Source organism: Azospirillum brasilense (assembly GCF_022023855.1).
Classification (GTDB): domain Bacteria; phylum Pseudomonadota; class Alphaproteobacteria; order Azospirillales; family Azospirillaceae; genus Azospirillum; species Azospirillum brasilense_F.
Map to the genome: position 1 here is coordinate 2,406,957 of NZ_CP059449.1, position 17,656 is coordinate 2,424,612.

18 protein-coding genes and 2 tRNA genes are annotated in these 17,656 nt (G+C 66.8%); 8 read left to right on the forward strand and 12 right to left on the reverse strand.

Going from position 1 to position 17,656, the window contains the following annotated elements; all coding sequences use genetic code 11:
• Nucleotides 1-33: 33 nt before the first annotated feature.
• Nucleotides 34-468 carry a phosphoribosyl-AMP cyclohydrolase gene (hisI, locus tag H1Q64_RS11415; RefSeq protein ID WP_237903588.1) on the forward strand — a complete coding sequence of 145 codons (435 nt, stop codon included), beginning with the start codon at nucleotides 34-36 and terminating at the stop codon, nucleotides 466-468.
• A gap of 332 nt (nucleotides 469-800) precedes the next feature.
• Here hisI and H1Q64_RS11420 read toward each other — a convergent pair whose 3' ends face one another.
• The 4 genes from H1Q64_RS11420 to H1Q64_RS11435 all read right to left on the reverse strand — a co-directional run bounded on the left by H1Q64_RS11420 (nucleotide 801) and on the right by H1Q64_RS11435 (nucleotide 2,000).
• A complete protein-coding gene (locus tag H1Q64_RS11420; protein WP_237903589.1) occupies nucleotides 801-1,043 on the reverse strand; it encodes a DUF6460 domain-containing protein in 243 nt (80 codons plus the stop codon).
• Between the two features lie 447 nt (nucleotides 1,044-1,490).
• Nucleotides 1,491-1,567 (reverse strand) — tRNA-Arg (locus H1Q64_RS11425).
• Nucleotides 1,568-1,577: 10 nt separating this feature from the next.
• Entirely contained in the window at nucleotides 1,578-1,874 is a 297-nt protein-coding gene (locus H1Q64_RS11430; protein WP_014240426.1) for an ETC complex I subunit, read from the reverse strand.
• A 48-nt stretch (nucleotides 1,875-1,922) separates the two neighbouring features.
• Nucleotides 1,923-2,000: transfer RNA gene (locus tag H1Q64_RS11435), tRNA-Pro, on the reverse strand.
• Between the two features lie 118 nt (nucleotides 2,001-2,118).
• Here H1Q64_RS11435 and H1Q64_RS11440 point away from each other — a divergent pair.
• A complete protein-coding gene (locus H1Q64_RS11440) occupies nucleotides 2,119-2,628 on the forward strand; it encodes a hypothetical protein (protein WP_237903590.1) in 510 nt (169 codons plus the stop codon).
• Nucleotides 2,629-2,641: 13 nt separating this feature from the next.
• Here H1Q64_RS11440 and H1Q64_RS11445 read toward each other — a convergent pair whose 3' ends face one another.
• The 4 genes from H1Q64_RS11445 to H1Q64_RS11460 all read right to left on the reverse strand — a co-directional run bounded on the left by H1Q64_RS11445 (nucleotide 2,642) and on the right by H1Q64_RS11460 (nucleotide 5,629).
• Entirely contained in the window at nucleotides 2,642-3,124 is a 483-nt protein-coding gene (locus H1Q64_RS11445) for a DUF192 domain-containing protein (RefSeq protein ID WP_237903591.1), read from the reverse strand.
• An 82-nt stretch (nucleotides 3,125-3,206) separates the two neighbouring features.
• Nucleotides 3,207-3,761, reverse strand: a complete 555-nt coding sequence (locus H1Q64_RS11450) for a hypothetical protein (RefSeq protein WP_237903592.1) — start codon at nucleotides 3,759-3,761, stop codon at nucleotides 3,207-3,209.
• Complete coding sequence (locus tag H1Q64_RS11455) at nucleotides 3,758-4,315, reverse strand: hypothetical protein (RefSeq protein WP_237903593.1); 558 nt, start codon at nucleotides 4,313-4,315, stop codon at nucleotides 3,758-3,760. The genes H1Q64_RS11450 and H1Q64_RS11455 overlap by 4 nt, the downstream gene beginning before the upstream one ends.
• 150 nt (nucleotides 4,316-4,465) lie before the next feature.
• The gene (locus tag H1Q64_RS11460; RefSeq protein ID WP_237903594.1) at nucleotides 4,466-5,629 is read right to left on the reverse strand and encodes an acetoin utilization protein AcuC; all 1,164 of its coding nucleotides are present in this window, start codon (nucleotides 5,627-5,629) and stop codon (nucleotides 4,466-4,468) included.
• A gap of 127 nt (nucleotides 5,630-5,756) precedes the next feature.
• Between H1Q64_RS11460 and H1Q64_RS11465 the strand changes: the two genes are divergently transcribed.
• Both H1Q64_RS11465 and H1Q64_RS11470 read left to right on the forward strand, forming a co-directional pair.
• Nucleotides 5,757-6,515: a DUF1194 domain-containing protein gene (locus tag H1Q64_RS11465; RefSeq protein ID WP_237903595.1), complete on the forward strand. Its 759-nt coding sequence runs from the start codon at nucleotides 5,757-5,759 to the stop codon at nucleotides 6,513-6,515.
• A 79-nt stretch (nucleotides 6,516-6,594) separates the two neighbouring features.
• Nucleotides 6,595-7,419, forward strand: a complete 825-nt coding sequence (locus H1Q64_RS11470) for a universal stress protein (RefSeq protein WP_237903596.1) — start codon at nucleotides 6,595-6,597, stop codon at nucleotides 7,417-7,419.
• 60 nt (nucleotides 7,420-7,479) lie between these two features.
• Here the strand turns inward: H1Q64_RS11470 and H1Q64_RS11475 are convergent, their stop codons facing one another.
• The 4 genes from H1Q64_RS11475 to H1Q64_RS11490 all read right to left on the reverse strand — a co-directional run bounded on the left by H1Q64_RS11475 (nucleotide 7,480) and on the right by H1Q64_RS11490 (nucleotide 12,510).
• A complete protein-coding gene (locus tag H1Q64_RS11475; RefSeq protein WP_237903597.1) occupies nucleotides 7,480-8,952 on the reverse strand; it encodes a sodium:proton antiporter in 1,473 nt (490 codons plus the stop codon).
• Between the two features lie 114 nt (nucleotides 8,953-9,066).
• Nucleotides 9,067-9,447 (reverse strand): DUF1850 domain-containing protein, encoded by a 381-nt coding sequence (locus H1Q64_RS11480; RefSeq protein WP_237903598.1) that lies wholly within the window; start codon nucleotides 9,445-9,447, stop codon nucleotides 9,067-9,069.
• Complete coding sequence (locus tag H1Q64_RS11485) at nucleotides 9,444-11,540, reverse strand: TRAP transporter permease (protein WP_237903599.1); 2,097 nt, start codon at nucleotides 11,538-11,540, stop codon at nucleotides 9,444-9,446. Before H1Q64_RS11485 ends, H1Q64_RS11480 begins: the two co-directional genes overlap by 4 nt.
• A gap of 31 nt (nucleotides 11,541-11,571) precedes the next feature.
• Nucleotides 11,572-12,510 (reverse strand): TAXI family TRAP transporter solute-binding subunit, encoded by a 939-nt coding sequence (locus tag H1Q64_RS11490; RefSeq protein ID WP_237903600.1) that lies wholly within the window; start codon nucleotides 12,508-12,510, stop codon nucleotides 11,572-11,574.
• A 318-nt stretch (nucleotides 12,511-12,828) separates the two neighbouring features.
• Here H1Q64_RS11490 and H1Q64_RS11495 point away from each other — a divergent pair, with 318 nt between their 5' ends.
• From H1Q64_RS11495 to H1Q64_RS11510, 4 genes are all read left to right on the forward strand, one after another.
• The gene (locus tag H1Q64_RS11495) at nucleotides 12,829-13,326 is read left to right on the forward strand and encodes a (2Fe-2S)-binding protein (protein ID WP_035673773.1); all 498 of its coding nucleotides are present in this window, start codon (nucleotides 12,829-12,831) and stop codon (nucleotides 13,324-13,326) included.
• 36 nt (nucleotides 13,327-13,362) lie between these two features.
• Nucleotides 13,363-15,753: a xanthine dehydrogenase family protein molybdopterin-binding subunit gene (locus H1Q64_RS11500; RefSeq protein ID WP_237903601.1), complete on the forward strand. Its 2,391-nt coding sequence runs from the start codon at nucleotides 13,363-13,365 to the stop codon at nucleotides 15,751-15,753.
• A gap of 15 nt (nucleotides 15,754-15,768) precedes the next feature.
• Nucleotides 15,769-16,563, forward strand: coding sequence for an FAD binding domain-containing protein (locus tag H1Q64_RS11505; protein WP_237903602.1), 795 nt, complete (start codon nucleotides 15,769-15,771; stop codon nucleotides 16,561-16,563).
• Between the two features lie 168 nt (nucleotides 16,564-16,731).
• The gene (locus H1Q64_RS11510; protein ID WP_200474485.1) at nucleotides 16,732-17,655 is read left to right on the forward strand and encodes an AAA family ATPase; all 924 of its coding nucleotides are present in this window, start codon (nucleotides 16,732-16,734) and stop codon (nucleotides 17,653-17,655) included.
• Nucleotide 17,656 lies beyond the last annotated feature (1 nt).

The following is a 17,656-nucleotide window of genomic DNA, read 5'->3' on the forward strand; positions in this document are numbered from 1 at the left end:
TCCCGACGAGCACACACACGAGGATTGAACATCATGACGGACGCCACCGCGCCCGGGGCCTCAGTCGAGCCCTCGTTCGATGACGTGATCGCCGCCATCGCCTTCAACGCCGACGGGCTGGTTCCCGCCATCGCCCAGGCCGAGGGAACCGGCGAGATCCTGATGATGGCCTGGATGAACCGCGACGCCGTTCTGGAAACGCTGCGCACAGGGCGCGTCTGCTATTGGTCGCGATCCCGCAAGGGGCTGTGGCGCAAGGGCGAGACCTCCGGCCAGATGCAGCGGCTGAAGGACTTCCGCGTCGATTGCGACGGCGACACCCTGCTGGTGATCGTGAAACAGGACGGCGTGGCCTGCCACACCGGACGGCGCAGCTGCTTCTACCGCGCGCTGCGTGATGGGAAGCTCACCATCATTCAAGACGTTGAAACCGATCCTTCGGTTCTCTACGGACACACGCATAAGTAAGACGCTAAACCTTCGCTGCAATGCGAAAAGTGTTTGATCTATGTCAACGTAGCCCGGGGCGGGAAGAGGTAGAAAGCTCTTGTCTCTAACCCTCCCTGTATTCGCCTATGCCGGGGGTTCCAATGGAACCCTCGGCTATTTTTTTGTCCAAAGTCAAAGTCGGTCCGGTTGCAGCGTATCGATAAAATTATCGCAGATTGATGCAGATCAACGAAGCGGGTCGCCCGAACAGTTAAACAGTCCTTGTCTCTAACCCTCCCTGTATTCACTTAACCGGAGATCCACTGGATCTCCGGTTTTTTCTTTTGCGGGCGATGGAGATTGGGATTGCGTTACGGGCGGTGCCGCGTGCGCGTCCAACGCATGAGCGCTCCAATGACGGACAGCGGAACGACGATCACCGCTCCGATCAGGATATAGGGCAGCGCCCAATGGAACATGTCCGCGGCAAGGCGGGCGATGTCCTGGATGGTAGCCCAACTGTTGGTCAGGATGCTGGCCGGATTGATGTCCAGAAAGGACAGAACCAACCCGACCACGAAACACAGCAGAAGCGTTCTGACGACCCAACCCACCAAGACATCACCTCATACTGACGCCAAACGGCGTGGGATTGATCAAGCGCCCCGAGAAACGCCACCGGCACGGAGACCGTTCCTTGCGGTAGATGGTTACGGCGGTGGAGCATGAGAACGCCTTAGCCCCGCCTCACGCACACGCTTTCGAGTTATCCCTATTTTCTGTGGATAACTTTGTGGATGAATCTCGAAGCCCGTTGGGGTGGCGTTAACTTGTCTCCATGCCCTCAAATTGGGCGTGGTCATCGCGACGCGAAACCATTGGATACACTGCACATCGTCAGCGTTACACCGCAACCATAGGCTTCACATCGCTTTGGCCTACGGCAATGGGGATATGGGGATAACTATGTTGACCGTTTTTGAGAATCGACAGAGGGTCCGCTGATGATGACCAGCGGACGGCCCACGATGGTGCTGGAGGAATGGTGCTGCGGAGAAAGGTGGCGACCCCAGCAGGATTCGAACCTGCGACCTATCGCTTAGAAGGCGATTGCTCTATCCAACTGAGCTATGGGGCCCCGGTCCGGATCAGAATCGCGGACGGTCCATACGGAAGTTGTCGGCGTAGTTGCGCGGACGGACGCGGCGCACCGGCGCATCCTGGACCGTATAGTCCCAGCCCTTGCGCTGGGCGAAGGCGACCGCCTCCTCCGACGTCTCGAAACCGATGCGCACCTGGTTCAGCGTATCGCCGGAGCTGATCCAGCCCATCAGCGGCTCCGGACGGCGCGGGGTTTCGATCTCGTACTCGAGCAACCAACGATGCGTCTTGGCACGCCCGGACTGAGTGGCCGCTTTGCTCGGCTGGTAGATCCGGACCTTCATGACGCGGCATCTCCTCTGATACGTGCGTGTGCATCGTTCGAATTTCGTTGGTCGGGGCGCCCGGATTCGAACCGGGGGCCTCCAGTACCCAAAACTGGCGCGCTGACCAGACTGCGCTACGCCCCGACGTCGCGCAGTGGAATACACGAACCCTGAGCGGACGGCAAGACGCTGCCGCATCTATCCCGCAGGGTGGACCTTCCGTATGATGCCGCCCCCTTCGACCGCGTCGGCCACTCCTTCCTTGAACACCTCCTCCCCGCCCCCGCCCCCGCCCCGTCTCGCCGTCTTCGTGTCCGGGCTGGACGACACCCCGGCCGGACGCGCCGCTGTGGCTCTGGCCGATGCCCTGCGGCGGCGTGGATATGGGCTCGACGTCATGGCCCCCATGGGGGGAGGATTGTTGCGGGCGGCGCTGCACCCGGGCATCGGCCAGATCGACCTCGCCAAGCGCCACACCGGCACTTCCATCCTCGCGCTCGCGCGGATCGTCGCGGAGCGGCGGCCGGGCGGCCTGATCGGGGTGGGAGGGGACGCCGGACTCGTCGCCCTTGGCGCCGTCCGGCTGGCGCGGCAGGGCACGCCCGCGGCGGTGCTGGAGGACCAGCCGCCGTTCGTCGGTGGGGTGCGGCGCGCCTTGCGGATGTGGCTGCACCCGCGCGCCTGCATCGTGGTGAGCGGCGCCTCCACGCCCCCTGAGGAGGCCGCCCGGCTCCTCCTGACCGCCTTCGGGTTGCCCGATGAGGCTCGTTAGCGCCGCGGCGCCGTCACTTTGCGGTGCCGAACGCCGCGTGCGCCACCCGGTCGCCCGGACGGATCCCCAGACGCGCGCTCATGCCGCCGTTGATCTCCAGAATGCCCTTCACCGGACCGGCGGAGTTCACCGCGTCCAGCGATTGCGGGACGGCGTTGGCCTGGATGTTCACGATCCGGCCGTCCGTGCCGATGAAGATCATGTCGAGCGGGATCAGCGTGTTCTTCATCCAGAAGCTGGCCGGCTGCGGGCGGTCGTAGATGAACAGCATGCCGGAGTCGGCGGCCATCTTTTCGCGGAACATCAGCCCCTGCGCCTGCTGCGCCGGGGTTTCCGCCAGTTCCACATCGAAGCGGTACTTGCCGCCGCCCGGCGTCTCGACGGTCAGGGAGGAGCGCGCGAAGCTCTCCAACGCCGCCGCCGGCAAGGCCGACAGCAGAATCGCGGCCCCCATCAGAAGCCCGCCCAAAAGGCCACGCACAGCCCGTCCGATCATCGCGACCAACCCATTCCTTGACGTTCAGAGCTTGGACGATGCCGCCGCGATGTGCGGCTGTCCAGCGGCCTCTTCGACGGCGTTACGCCGCCGTCCGGTCGATGGCGGTGGTGTAGATGTCCTTGGTCAATGGCTTGACCTGCTTGATCTGGTAGCCAGGTCGGGCGCTGAAGCGGCGGATGGCGCGCTCCCCGGCTTCCCGGTCGCTCTCGGCCCAGACGAGATAGTCGCGTCCGCGCGCCCATTCGACGGCCAGAGGGTGCAGGGCGTCGATCTCGCCGATCTGTGTGTTGACGACGGTCACCAGCCATTCCTTGTCGTTCGGATTTCGGCGGTCGGTCAGGATCAGGAGTTGGGGCCGCTGCTTGGTCTGCGCCTCGGACAGGCGTCGCTGGATGTCCGACTGCTTGCGCCGAGCCTCGACAGTGTCGGCCATGCACTCGTCGATCTCCTTGACGAGGCTCTCCTCCTCGCGCTGGAGCCGGCGGATCGTCGCTTCCAGCTTGCCGATGGAATCCTTGGCGGCGCGCATCCGGCTGCGGCTTTGCGCCACCTGAGCATCGACCGCGAGCAGCACATTCCCCAGCCATGCCCCAATGGCGATGATCCCGAGAATGATGAGGAAGTTGATCATCATGACGCGGGTGCCTTGATGCGGGCGGGGTTGAGGCGGCCCTGCGTCTTCTGGAACGCCTTGGTGAAGCCCATCTTGAAGGGAAACGCCACCTCGACGAGTTGCTTGGCCTCCTCCGCGTTGGACGCCCAAACCTCCGCCACATTGGCACAGCGCCAGATCGGGTTGACCTGGGACTTGTCACCGCCGGAGGAGGCTTTTTCCTGGGCGACGTTCACCAGGAATTTCGACAGGCCGGCCTGGGGGTCGCCCACCTCGTGCACGAACACGGGCGGCTGGAGGGCGATTTCCGCGATCGCCCGCTCCATCTTGCGGTTTTCGGTTTCGGCGCGGTGCTTCTCGGCGGACGCATGGTTGCGCCGCTGCACCTTGCCGTTCACCCGGTCCTGAAGCTCGTGAATCTCCGAATGCAGGACGTAGATGCGGTTCTCAAGCTGGTCGATGCCTGCGGAGCGATGAAGAAAGTCGGGCAGAAAACGCTTCAGCATCATGGCGACCGGCACCGCGGCCAGCATCATCGCGGCGATGGTCAGCAGGAGCAAGGTGGTGTTGGACATCGGCGGCCTGCCCCTCTCCCTCTCCGGCTCCCGGTATGGCGTGAATCATCGAATTGGCCAGCGGACAGCACGAGTCGCGCGAATCAGGCTGTCCGATTCGTCCCGATACGTCAACTGCGTGACATACGTGAATGAAAAACTTTCCAAAGATTATCCAGTACGGACCATCTTCGTGATTGCCGCAGCGGCAACGCGACGCACCTCGTCGCGCAGTGGGCCGGGACGCGGCGCGTCGGCGAGCGTAGTGAACCAATGCTCCGGCGGGTTGCGCCCGGCGGCGCGCGACCACGTCAGCGCCCGCAGCACGTCCTCCGCCTGAGGTGTCGGCGGCACCACCGGGTCGATGCCGTTCAGCACCGCCCAGATCCCTGCCCAGCAGCGCCCGACGGACCAAGGATTGTAGCCCCCGCCCCCAACCACCATCAGGCGCGGCGCCAGCCCCATCAACGCCTCCACCGCCCGCCACAGCGCGCCGTTCGACAGTTCCAGCCGGCTCAGCGGGTCTTCGGCGAGCGCGTCGGCTCCGGTCTGGATGACCAGCGCCTGGGGGCGGAACGCTTGCCCCAGCGGCAGGATCACCGTCTCCAGAAGGTAATCCATCTCGGTGTCGTTGAACGCCGGCGGGACCGGCAGATTGAAAGCCAGAGCGCCAGGACGATCCTCCGCCTTGCCGGTGAAGGGCCAGCGCCCATCCTCATGAACCGACAGGGTCAGCACACGGTCGTCGTCGGCGAAGGCGTCTTCCACCCCGTCACCGTGGTGGGCGTCGAGGTCCACGTAGAGCACCCGCTCGATCCCGGAATCGAGCAGAGCCAGGATGCCCAGCACCGGTGCGTTGAGGTAGCAGAAGCCGCTGGCTCGCCCCGGACGGGCATGGTGGGTGCCGCTGGCAGGGCTGTAGACGATGCCGGCGGGCACCTCCGCCAGCAGGCGCCCGGCCAGGATGGCGGCACCGGTGCTGATCGCAGGGCGGCGGTACATTTCCGGAAAGATGGGATTTTCCAGCCGGCCGAGGTTGTGGCGCTCCCCCGTTTCGGCATCCACCCGCTGGTCCGCCTCCGCGCGGTGGAGGGCGGCGATGTAGTCCGGATTGTGGAAGCGGCCCAGTTCTCCTGGCGTCGCCAGCGGGCTGTCGCGGTAGACCACGTCGGGCAGCCAGCCCATGGCGCGGCTGAGGTCGATGGCGGTGGACACCCGCGGGATGGCCAGCGGGTGCTTCGCGCCGTAGCTGGAGCCCCGGTAGATCTCGCTGCCGAGAAACAGCGGGCGGGCGGGAAACGTTGGCGGAAATTCGATGGGAAAATCGGTCGGCATGGGGTGGAGAGGTGGAGCGGCTACGCCCGTCCGTCAACGTCTCGTGCACAGGGCCCCTTGCCGTGGCCGCGCGGCGATCTCTTTTCTTGAGGGGTGTGGGCGAAAACATCCGCGGGGGAGACACGGCATGGACGGTTCGTGGCGTCTGGCGGGGGTGGCCGTCGCGGTTCTTGTGGCCGGCGGGGCGGGTGTGCCGGTCCTGGCCGACACGCCGGTCGATCTGGAACTGGTGCTGGCCGTGGACGTGTCCGGCAGCGTGGATGCGGAGGAAGGCCGCCTCCAGCGCGAGGGCTACGTCGCCGCCCTTACCGACCCGAAGATACAAGCGGCAATCCGTGGCGGTCCCTTCGGACGCATCGCCGTCACCTACGTCGAATGGGCCGGAGACAGCTTCCAGCGGATCACCGTGCCCTGGACCTTGCTGAGCGACCACGGCAGCGTCGAGGCCTTCGCCTCCTCCATCGCCGAATCGCCCACGCTGAGTGCGCAGTGGACCTCGATCAGCGCGGCCATCGACTTCAGCGCCCGCCTGTTCAACGACAACGGATTCGAAGGGACACGGCGGGTCATCGACGTGTCGGGCGACGGGGTCAACAACCGCGGCCGTCCCGTGCAATGGGCGCGCGACGAGGCGGTCGCCGCCGGGATCACCATCAACGGCCTGCCGATCCTGAACGACCGGCCCAATCCCTGGGGTGGGGCGGCGCCGACGAACCTCGACGGCTATTACGAGGAGCATGTGATCGGCGGACCCGGCGCTTTCCTGGTCCCCGCGGTCAGCTTCGACGCCTTCGCCGACGCGATCCTGAGCAAGCTGCTTCTGGAAATCTCCGGCCTCACTCCCGACCACGGCGCGGGCGGGCGCACCGGCCTCGCCAGCCGTTAGCTGGATCGTTGCCAGATTGGCTCAACAAACATTACCTATGGAGGGCCGGTCATCCGGTTCGAAACCTGCGAGCGAGACCATGCCGATCAAGACGATCCTGCTGCACATGTCGAACGACGACCGCCACACACAGCGGCTTGAGGTCGCGGTCGGACTCGCAAAGCGCTTCTCCGCCTTTGTCGAGGTGCTGTTCGTGGCCACGCCGGTTTCGATGCCGCCTGCGGTGACCGGACGCGCCGCCTCCTACGCCTACATCGCCGAGGCCACGGCCATCGCCCACGAGAAGGCCGGACAGATCGAACAGGAGGTCCGGTCGGCGCTGAAGGACTGCTCCTATTCCTGGACGGTAGACGAAGGGGACCATGTGGAGTTGCTGGCCGCCCGCGCCGCCTACGCCGACCTCGCCATCGTGAGCCAGAGCCACGGCGACGACCTCGGTGATCGGGTGATGCTCCAGGTGCCGGACCGCCTTCCGCTGACCAGTTCCTGCCCGACCCTGGTACTTCCCTTCAACTTCCCGCCCCGGACGGAGATCGGCCGCCATGTGGTGGTGGCCTGGAAGAACACGCGGGAAGCCGGGCGCGCCGTGCGCAACGCCCTGCCCTTCCTCACGGCTGCGGAACGGGTCACGGTGGTTACCATCGACCCGCCGGGCCATGCGTTGGACAGCGGCCGCGACCTGATGATCTGGCTGGAGCGCCACGGTGTTCGCAGCCAGCACCAAGCCAGCATTTTCCAGGGCGGCGATGTCGGGGAGATCATTCTGGACAGTCATCGCAGCCTGGGCGGCGATCTGCTGGTGATGGGGGCCTATGGCCACTCCCGTCTGCGCGAGATGGTGCTGGGCGGAGCGACGCGCACGGTACTGTCGAACCTTACCACCCCGGTCCTGATGTCCCATTGAGGGCGCACAAGGGCGGCAGGCGGCACTTCGCCGCCGCCCGCCGGCCTTTTGTGGGGGGACCTAGACGAAGAACACCCAGGTCACCAGGACGAACAGCGGCACCAGGATGCCGAAGGACCACAGCATGTAGCCGAAGAAGCTCGGCATCGCCACGCCGCGCTCCTCCGCGATGGCCTTGACCATGAAGTTCGGCGCGTTGCCGATGTAGGTGTTGGCGCCCATGAACACGGCACCCGCCGAAATGGCCGCCAGGGTCACGGCGAGGTCGGTCATCAGCACCTGCGCGTCGCCGCCCGCGGTGTTGAAGAAGATCAGGTAGGTCGGTGCGTTGTCGAGGAAGCTCGACAGGATGCCCGCCGCCCAGAAGTAGGCCGCCGGCACCGGCTGGCCGTCCTGGTTCACCGCCGCGATGATGGCGCCCAGCGCGCCATCGGTGCCGGCCCGCAGGATGGCGATGGCCGGGATGATGGTCAGGAAGATCGCCGCGAACAGCTTCGCCACCTCCAGGATCGGCCCCCAGGTGAAGGCGTTCAGGCGGCGGCTGCGCGCGCTGGTCAGCACCAGCGACACACCGGTGATGCCGAGAAGCAGCAGGTTGCTGACGATCGTCTCCAGCGGCACCTGGATGTGATAGATCTCCACCCCCACCCCCGGATGCCAGACGCCGCTCAGCAGCACCGCGCCGACAATGGCGACGAGCAGGAGCAGGTTGACCGCCCCCTCGATGCGCACCGGCTCCCGCTCATGCACGCCCTCGATCAGCGGATGCTTACCGGGGTCCTTAGTGTGCAGGTAGAGGTCGACCAGGAAATAGATCGCCAACAGGCAGCCGGCTACCAGAACCATCGGCCAGAACAGGTGGACGGTCGGCCAGAAGAAGCCGACCCCCTTTAGGAAACCGAGGAACAGCGGCGGATCGCCCAGCGGCGTCAGGGAGCCGCCGACGTTGGACACCAGGAAGATGAAGAAGACGACGGTGTGCACCTTGTGCCGCCGGTGCTCGTTGGCGCGGATCAGCGGCCGGATCAGCAGCATCGAGGCGCCGGTCGTTCCCATGAGGCTCGCCAGCAGCGTGCCCAGCCCCAGCCCCAGCGTGTTCGCCAGCGGCGTTCCCACCAGCGTTCCGCAGATCCGCACGCCGCCCGCCACCGTGAACAAAGCGGTCAGCAGCACGATGAAGGGAATGTATTCGAGGAGCAGGGTGTGCAGCAGCTCGTAGGTAGCGAGGCTGGCCCCGAAGGTCAACGCGAAGGGCAGCAGGAAGGCGATGGCCCAACCGGCGGCGACCTTGCCGAAATGATGGTGCCAGAACGACGGCGCCAGCAGCGGCATCAGGGCGATGGACAGCAGAATCCCGACGAAGGGAATTACCCAGAAGACATTCAGGTCACGCCCGTCGAGATGTGGTGCGCCCGTTGCCTCCGCCGCCAGGGCCAACCCCGGCAGTCCGGCGGCGGCGAGGCCCGCCAGGGCGGCCAAAGGGGCGGTCAGGGAACCGGTGGGGCGATGTCGGGTCGGTCGGGCGTCGGTCATAACACGCATTCATCTGTAATATCAGTTACTGAAGTATGCGTCTCCGAAAGGGCTAAGCCAAGCCGGAACGCCCCTTCGGAATTTCCTTATCGGCCGTGCGTGAATAACGTGTCTCTAGCCGCAGGGCTTGAGTTCGAGGGGACTCGGGACCGGCCCGCCGATCCAGCCGTGAAGCGGACGGCACGCTCCGCCCGCGCACAGTGTGTGGTCCGGTGCGAAGGAGGAAGCGGCCAGGACCACCCGTTCCAACGGCGGCACTGCCGGCACCCAGACCCACCAGCCAGCGGCCAAGCGGGCGCCCGCGGGCGGCTCCATCCCGGCGCCGCCCCCCTTCACGCGGGCTTCGGTCAGGACGAGACGTCCGTCCGCGATGCGCCACTCCTCCCGCCATTCGGTCTTCTCCACCGAATGGGTCCAGGACAGGGTGAAGGCGGAACCCGGCAGGGCGGCCAGAGCCGCCCCGCCGAGCGCCGACAGGCATAACGCTGCACTCATGCCGGGGCGCTGCTCCGCCCCACGCGGCGCAGGCGATGGCGCTGCCACAGCAGGAAGGCCGCCGTCATGACGAATCCGGTCTCGTCGGTCACCGGAAGCGCCACGACGAACAGGAAGGCCGCCGCCGCCGCGAACACCCGCTCCACCAGGTTGAGAGGCGTCCAGAAGAAGCCGATGGTCGCCGCTCCCCACAGCCCGATGGCGATCAGCGCCTTGATCAGGACGTAGGCGACGGCCAGCGGATCGGTGGTCTGGAGCATCAGTGCGGGGGAATAGACCGCCATGAAGGGCACGACATAGCCGGCCATGGCGATCCGGGTGGCGATCCAGCCGACCTGCATGTGTCCTGCCCGGCAGATCGACGAGGCCGCCAGCGCCGCCAGCGCCACCGGCGGCGTCAGGTCGGCCATGATGCCGAAGTAGAAGACGAACATGTGCGACACGATCAGCGGCACGCCCATCTGCAGCAGAGCTGGCGCCGCGATGGCCGCCGTGACGATGTAGTTGGCCGTCGTCGGCAGTCCGGTGCCCAGCAGGATGCAGGCCAGCATGGTAAGGATCAGCGCGACCAGCAGGTTGCCGCCGGAAAGCTGAACAATCGTTCCGGCGAAGCTCGAGGCCAGACCGGTCAGCGTCAGCATGCCGATCAGCACCCCCACCAGCGCGCAGGCCACGCCAACGCCAACGGCGTTCTTGGCGCCGTCCGCGAGGCTGTTCACCAGCATGGCCAGCGTCTCCCGCCCGCCTCTTACGATCAGGCAGGGGATGACCAGAAGCCCGACGATGGCGAAGGCCAGATGCTCCGTCCGCCAGCCCATCCTCCACAGCGCCGCCGCGACGAGACCCAGAACCACCCAGAAGGCGACGCGCAGCGCCATCGGCCCGATGGAGCCGACGATTGTCGTACCGAGGATCAGCGCGATGGTCGACGCGATGCCGATCACCCCCGCGAACAGCGGCGTGAAGCCGGAGAACAGCAGATAGACCAGCGCCGCCAGCGGCAGGATCAGGTACCAGCCCTCGACCAGCGCGCGGGACACGCTGGGGCACTGATCCTTCGGCAAACCGACGAGGTTGCGCTTGCCCGCCTCCAGATGGACCATCCAGAAGGCGCTGCCGAAATAGAGAATGGCTGGGATCGCCGCGGCGATGGCGATGTCGCTGAAGGGAACGCCGATGGTCTCGGCCATGATGAAGGCGGCCGCCCCCATGACCGGCGGCATGAGTTGCCCGCCCATGCTGGCCGTGGCCTCGACCGCCCCGGCGAAGGCCGGGCGGTAGCCGAAGCGCATCATCAGGGGGATGGTGAACTGGCCGGTGGTCAGCACGTTCGCCACGCCCGAGCCGTTGATCGTCCCCATGAAGCCGGAGGAGACGACCGCCACCTTCGCCGGCCCGCCCTTGGAGGAGCCGACGAGGCCCAGCGACACGTCGTTGAACAGTTTGATCATGCCGGCGCGCTCCAGGAAGGCGCCGAACAGGATGAACAGGAAGATGAAGGTCGCCGAGACGAAAGTCGGCGTGCCGTAGATGCCCTCGGTCGACAGGTACAGATTGTCGATGACCTGATCGATGTCGTAGCCGCGGTGGGCCAGCCCGAAGGGCAGATGCCGTCCGAACAGAGCGTAGGGGATGAAGACGCCGCAGATGATCGGCAGCGCCCATCCCATGATGCGCCGGGCGGCCTCGAACACCAGGGCGACGGTGACGGCCCCGACGACGAGATCCGTGATGCTCGGATCGCCCGCCCGCTGGATCAGGTCGACCTCGAACACGTAATGGTAGAGACCCAGCGCGAAGGCGCCGAGGCCGAGCAGCCAGTCGTACCAGGGCACGCTGCGCCGCTCCGCGTCCTGCCGGAAGCCGAACAGCGTGAAGGTCATCAGCAGCAGGAAGCCGACATGGACCGAGCGGACGACCATGCTGGACAGCGGGTTGAACGCCGCCGTCCAGATCTGGAACACCGAGAAGGCCACCGCGATGGCGAAGACGGCCTTGCCCGCCACGCCTTCGAAGGCCACGACCGTGGAGGGGTTCTCACGGTCGATGGCTTGGCGGATCTTGTTGTCCGCGTCTTGGGAGGATGCGCTCATCGCACGGGATTCCCGGGGCGACGGGGCGCGCTTACATCAGACCCTTTTCCTTGTAGAACTTCTCGGCGCCCGGATGCAGCGGCACCGGCGACTGGATGGTGGTCGCGTCCAACTTGATCTGCTTGGCGGCGGCGTGGGCCGCGGCCATCGCGTCGAGATTCTCAAACATCGCCTTGGTCATCGCATAGACCGCGTCGTCCGACACGCCGGCGTGGGTGACCAGCAGGTTGCGCACCGCCGCGGTCGGCACCGGCTCGCTCTGGCCGCTGTAGCTGTTGGCCGGGATGGTCTCGGCGATGTAGGCCGGGTCGCCAACCTTCTGGATCACGTCGGCCGGGATCGACACGATGGTGATGTCCTGTGAGGTCGCCAGATCCTTGATCGCCGCCACGCCGAGGCCCGCGGAGATCAACGTCGCGTCGAGCTGCCGGTTCTTGATCAGATCCACCGATTCGGCAAAGGGGAGATACTCGGTCTTGGCGAAGTCCTTGTAGCCCAGCCCGGCGGCGGTGAAGATGGCGCGGGCGTTCAACTCCGTCCCCGACTTCGGCGCACCGACCGACACGCGCTTGCCCTTCAGGTCGGCCAGCGTCTTCACGCCGGAATCCTTGCTCGCCACGATCTGAATGTAGTTGGGATAGATGGCGGCGACGGTGCGCAGCTTGGTCAGCTTAGTCTTGAAGCCGGCCTCTTCGTCGCCCTTCCAGGCGCCGCTCAGCGAATCGCCGAGCGAGAAGGCGATCTCGCCGCGCTCCGACTGGAGGAGGTTCAGGTTCTCCACCGAGGCCTTGGTCGCCTGGACCGTGACCTTGGCACCCGGAATGGCCTTGCCGTAGATGCCCGACAGCGCGACGCCCAGCGGGTAATAGACGCCACTGGTGCCGCCGGTCAGGACGGTGACGAACTGCTCGGCCTGGGCCGGCAGCGCGGTGAGCATGCAGACGCCGACCGTGGCCAGGAAACGCTTCATTCTACTTCCCTCCCAAAAGGCTGTCCGTCTCGGATCGTTCGTAAGACGCTTTGGTTTGCGCCGGATTGTTGGGTATCCTAACTTGCGGGCGGTGGGTCCGCCAGTCCGTAGGATCCGAAAGAAACGCGGCGGTTCGGCACACGCACTCTCCCTTCGGAGGAGGCCGAACGGCGTCTTGACCGGATAGGACGATGCCCCCCTATCCTTGTTCCGGTTGGTCCTGAACCACACTTTATCCCGCAGATTTGGAAGAGCCGTCGAACGAAGCGTCGCGAAGGTCGGGGCAACAGAACGTCACCAACAATGGGAGGACAGCGGATGCCGTGTACCGTTTCCATGACCGTCAACGGAAAGGCGGTCTCGCGCGAGGTGGAGGAGCGGACCTTGCTGGTCACCTTCCTCCGTGACCAGCTCGGCCTGACCGGCACCCATGTCGGCTGCGACACCAGCCAGTGCGGCGCCTGCGTCGTCCACATCGACGGGCGGTCGGTGAAGTCCTGCACCATGCTGGCGGCCCAGGCCGACGGCGCCGCGGTCACCACCATCGAGGGTCTGGCGGCGGCCGACGGCACGCTGCACCCGATGCAGGCGGCCTTCCGCGAGCATCACGGCCTGCAATGCGGCTTCTGCACGCCGGGCATGGTCATGAGCGCCGTCGATCTGGTGACGGCCAACCCCTCCCCCAGCGAGCATGAGGTCCGCGAAGGTCTGGAGGGCAACATCTGTCGCTGCACCGGCTACCACAACATCGTCAAGGCGGTGATGGCCGGGGCGGAAGCGATGCAGGGCGGCACGATGAAGGCCGCCGCCGAATAACGGTCGGAAAAAGGCTCTCATGGGAGGAACACGAAGATGGCGAACCCCAACGGCATCGGCGCTTCCGTGCGCCGGCGCGAGGATGCGCGCTTCCTGACCGGGCGCGGCTCCTACACCGACGACATCCACCGACCCGGCCAGACCCACGCGGTCTTCGTCCGGTCCCCCTACGCCCACGCCCGCATCACCGGCATCGACGCGGCCGAGGCCATGCAGGCCCCCGGGGTGATCGCCGTGCTGACCGGTGCCGACATGGAGGCCGACAAGGTCGGCAGCCTGCCCTGCGGTTGGCAGATCCACTCCAAGGACGGTTCCCCGATGAAGGAGCCGCCGCACTTCCCGATCGCCCGCGACCGCGCGCGCTACGTCGGCGACGCCGTCGCCGTGGTGATCGCCGAGACGCGCGAGCAGGCAAAGGACGCCGCCGAGCTGGTGATGGTCGATTACGAGGAACTGCCGGCGGCGGTGACCTCGCTGAAAGCGCTGGAGGGCGGCGCGCCGCTGGTCCACGACGACGTCGGCGGCAACCTCTGCTTCGACTGGCATCTGGGCGACGCGGCGGCGGTGGACGCGGCCTTCGCGCAGGCGGCCCATGTGGCGAAGCTCGACCTGATCAACCAGCGCCTTATCCCCAACGCGATGGAGCCGCGGGCGGCGCTGGGCGAGTACGATCGGGCGACCGGCGAGCACACGCTGACCACCACCAGCCAGAATCCGCACGTCATCCGCCTGCTGATGGGCGCCTTCGTGCTGGGTATTCCGGAGCACAAGCTGCGTGTCGTCGCCCCCGACGTCGGCGGCGGCTTCGGCTCCAAGATCTTCCATTACGGGGAGGAGGCCGTCGTCACCTGGGCGGCGAAGAAGGTCGGGCGCCCTGTCAAGTGGACCGCCGAGCGCTCCGAGAGCTTCCTGACCGACGCCCACGGCCGCGATCATGTCAGCCACGCCGAGCTGGCGATGGACAAGGACGGCAATTTCCTGGCGTTGCGCGTCGCGACCATCGCCAACATGGGCGCCTATCTGTCGACCTTCGCGCCTTCGATCCCGACCTACCTCTACGCCACGCTGCTGGCCGGCCAGTACAAGACCCCGGCGATCTACGCCGAGGTCAAGGCGGTCTTCACCAACACCGTGCCGGTGGACGCCTATCGCGGCGCCGGGCGGCCGGAGGCCTGCTACCTGATCGAACGGCTGGTCGAGGTCGCCGCCGCCGAGACGGGCATCGACAAGGCGGAGCTGCGCCGTCGCAACTTCGTGCCGGCCAGCGCCATGCCCTACCAGACCCCGGTGGCGCTCCAGTACGACACCGGCGACTTCGCCAAAAATCTGGACATCGCCCTGCCCTTGGTCGACTACGACGGCTTCGCGGCGCGCAAGGCCGAGTCCGCCCGGCGCGGCAAGCTGCGCGGCATCGGCTTCGCCACCTACATCGAGGCCTGCGGCATCGCCCCCAGCAACATCGCCGGCGCGCTCGGCGCGCGGGCCGGACTGTACGAATCGGCGGAGGTGCGCTTCCACCCGACCGGCTCGGTGACGGTCTTCACCGGCTCCCACAGCCATGGGCAGGGACACGAGACGACCTTCGCGCAGCTCGTCTCCGAACGCTTCGGCGTGCCCATCGAGAATGTGGAGATCGTCCACGGCGACACCAGCAAGATCCCCTTCGGCATGGGCACCTACGGCTCCCGCTCCCTGGCGGTCGGCGGGTCGGCCATCGTCAAGGCGATGGACAAGGTGGAGCGCAAGGCCAAGAAGATCGCCGCCCACATGCTGGAGGCCGCGGAGGCCGACATCGAGGCCAAGGACGGGCGCTTCGTCGTGGCGGGCACCGACAAGGCCCTGACCATCGGCGACATCGCCCTGCAGGCCTACGTCCCACACAACTTCCCACTCGACGAGCTGGAGCCGGGGCTGGACGAGCAGGCCTTCTACGACCCGAAGAACTTCACCTACCCCAACGGCTGCCACGTCTGCGAGGTGGAGATCGACCCCGACACCGGCGTGGTGCAGGTGGTCAGCTTCGCCGCCGTGGACGATTTCGGGCGCGTCATCAACCCGCTGATTGTCGAGGGGCAGGTCCATGGCGGGCTGGTCCAGGGCATCGGACAGGCGCTCTACGAGAACTGCGTCTATGACGAGGAGTCGGGTCAGCTCATCACCGGCTCCTACATGGACTATTGCATGCCGCGGGCGGACGACGTGCCGTCCTTCACGGTCCGCTACCACGAGGACCAGCCCTGCACGCACAACCCGCTGGGCGTGAAGGGCTGCGGCGAGGCCGGGACCATCGGCGCGTCGGCCGCCGTGATGAACGCGGTGGTGCACGCCCTGTCCGAGTACGGCGTCACCCATCTCGACATGCCGGCGACCCCGGAGCGGGTCTGGCAGGCGATCCGACGCCACACCCCCGCCCAGGCGGCCGAGTAAGAGGGAGGAGACATCATGTACGCCTTCACCTATCACCGCCCCAAGAGCGTCGCCGACGCCGTCGCCCTGCTCGGCCAGTTCGAGGACCCGAAGCTGCTGGGCGGCGGGCAGACGCTCCTGCCGACGCTCAAGCAGCGCCTCGCCCGGCCGAGCGATCTGATCGACCTCGGCCAGATCCCGGAGCTTCAGGGCATCCGGGAGGAGACCGGCGGCCTGACGGTCGGCGCCTTTACCCGCCACGCTGAGGTCGCCCATTCCGAGACGGTGCAGCGCGTCATCCCGGCGCTGGCCAGCCTCGCCGAGGGCATCGGCGACCGGCAGGTGCGCAACATGGGCACGCTCGGCGGGTCGATCTGCAACGCCGACCCCTCCGCCGACTACCCCGCCGCGGTCGTCGCGCTGAAGGCCACGGTGCGGACCGACCGGCGGGAGATCGCGGGCGACGACTTCTTCACCGGCATGTTCGAGACGGCGCTGGAGCCCGGCGAGATCGTCACCGCCGTGCATTTCCGGAAGCCCGACAAGGCCGCCTACGCCAAGTTCCGCAATCCGGCCAGCCGCTACGCCATCGTCGGCGTCTTCGTGGCCGTGTTTGGGAGCGAGGTGCGCGTGGCGGTGACCGGCGCCGGCCCGTCCGTCTTCCGGGCGGAGGACATGGAGGCGGCGCTGGCCCAGGACTTCCGCGCCGACGCCCTGAACGGCGCGTCGGTGTCGGCGGCCGGGCTTAACGCCGACATCCACGCCAGCGCCGACTACCGCGCCCATCTTGTGCGGGTGATGGCGCGGCGCGCGGTGGAGGCGTGTGGGTAAAAGTCCCATTACCTTGAAAGTCCCCTCTCCCCTCCGGGGAGAGGGTTAGGGTGAGGGGGTTGCGCTTGTGCCGGACTTCCCATAAGCGCCCCCCTCACCGGCCCTCCGGGCCACCCTCTCCTCCAGAGGGGAGAGGGCTACCGCACCCTGCAAGGCGTTCCGCTCACCATGCCCAACACCCTCCCCGCCTCCGTCGATGACACGCTGGACCTGCTGCGGCGGGGGAACTACGTCGCCGACCGCTCGCTGGCAACGGCGCTGTACCTCGCCTTGAAGCTGCGGCGTCCGCTGTTTCTGGAGGGCGAGGCCGGGGTCGGCAAGACCGAGATCGCCAAGGTGCTGTCCGCCACGCTGGGCCGGCGCCTGCTGCGGCTGCAATGCTACGAGGGGCTGGACGTCGCCGCGGCGGTCTACGAGTGGAACTACGCCCGGCAGATGATGGAAATCCGGCTGGCCGAGGCGTCGGGCGACCGCGACCGGGACGCGCTCGCCGCCGACCTTTTCTCCGAACGCTTCCTCATCAAGCGCCCGCTGCTCCAGGCGTTGGAGCCCGATCCGGCCGGCGCGCCCGTCCTGCTGATCGACGAACTGGACCGCACCGACGAGCCGTTCGAGGCCTATCTCCTCGAAATCCTTTCCGACTTCCAGGTCTCGATCCCGGAGTTCGGCACGGTCACGGCGCCGGAGCCGCCCATCGTCATCCTGACCTCCAACCGCACCCGCGAGATTCACGACGCTCTGAAGCGGCGCTGCTTCTACCACTGGGTCGATTACCCCAACGCCGAGCGCGAGCGCGCCATCCTGGCGGTGAAGGCGCCGAACGCCGACGCCCGGCTGGCCGCCCAGGTGGTCGGCGTCGTGCAGAGCCTGCGCGGGATGGACCTCTACAAGGCGCCGGGCGTGGCGGAGACTCTGGACTGGGCGCAGGCATTGGTGGAACTGAACCAGCTGGAACTTGAGCCCTCGGTCATCAACGACACGCTGGGCACGCTGCTGAAGTACCAGGACGACATCGCCCGCATCCAGGGCAGCGAGGCCGCGCGCATCCTGGCTCAGGTCAAGACGGAACTTGCCGCCTCCACGGCGCGGTGAG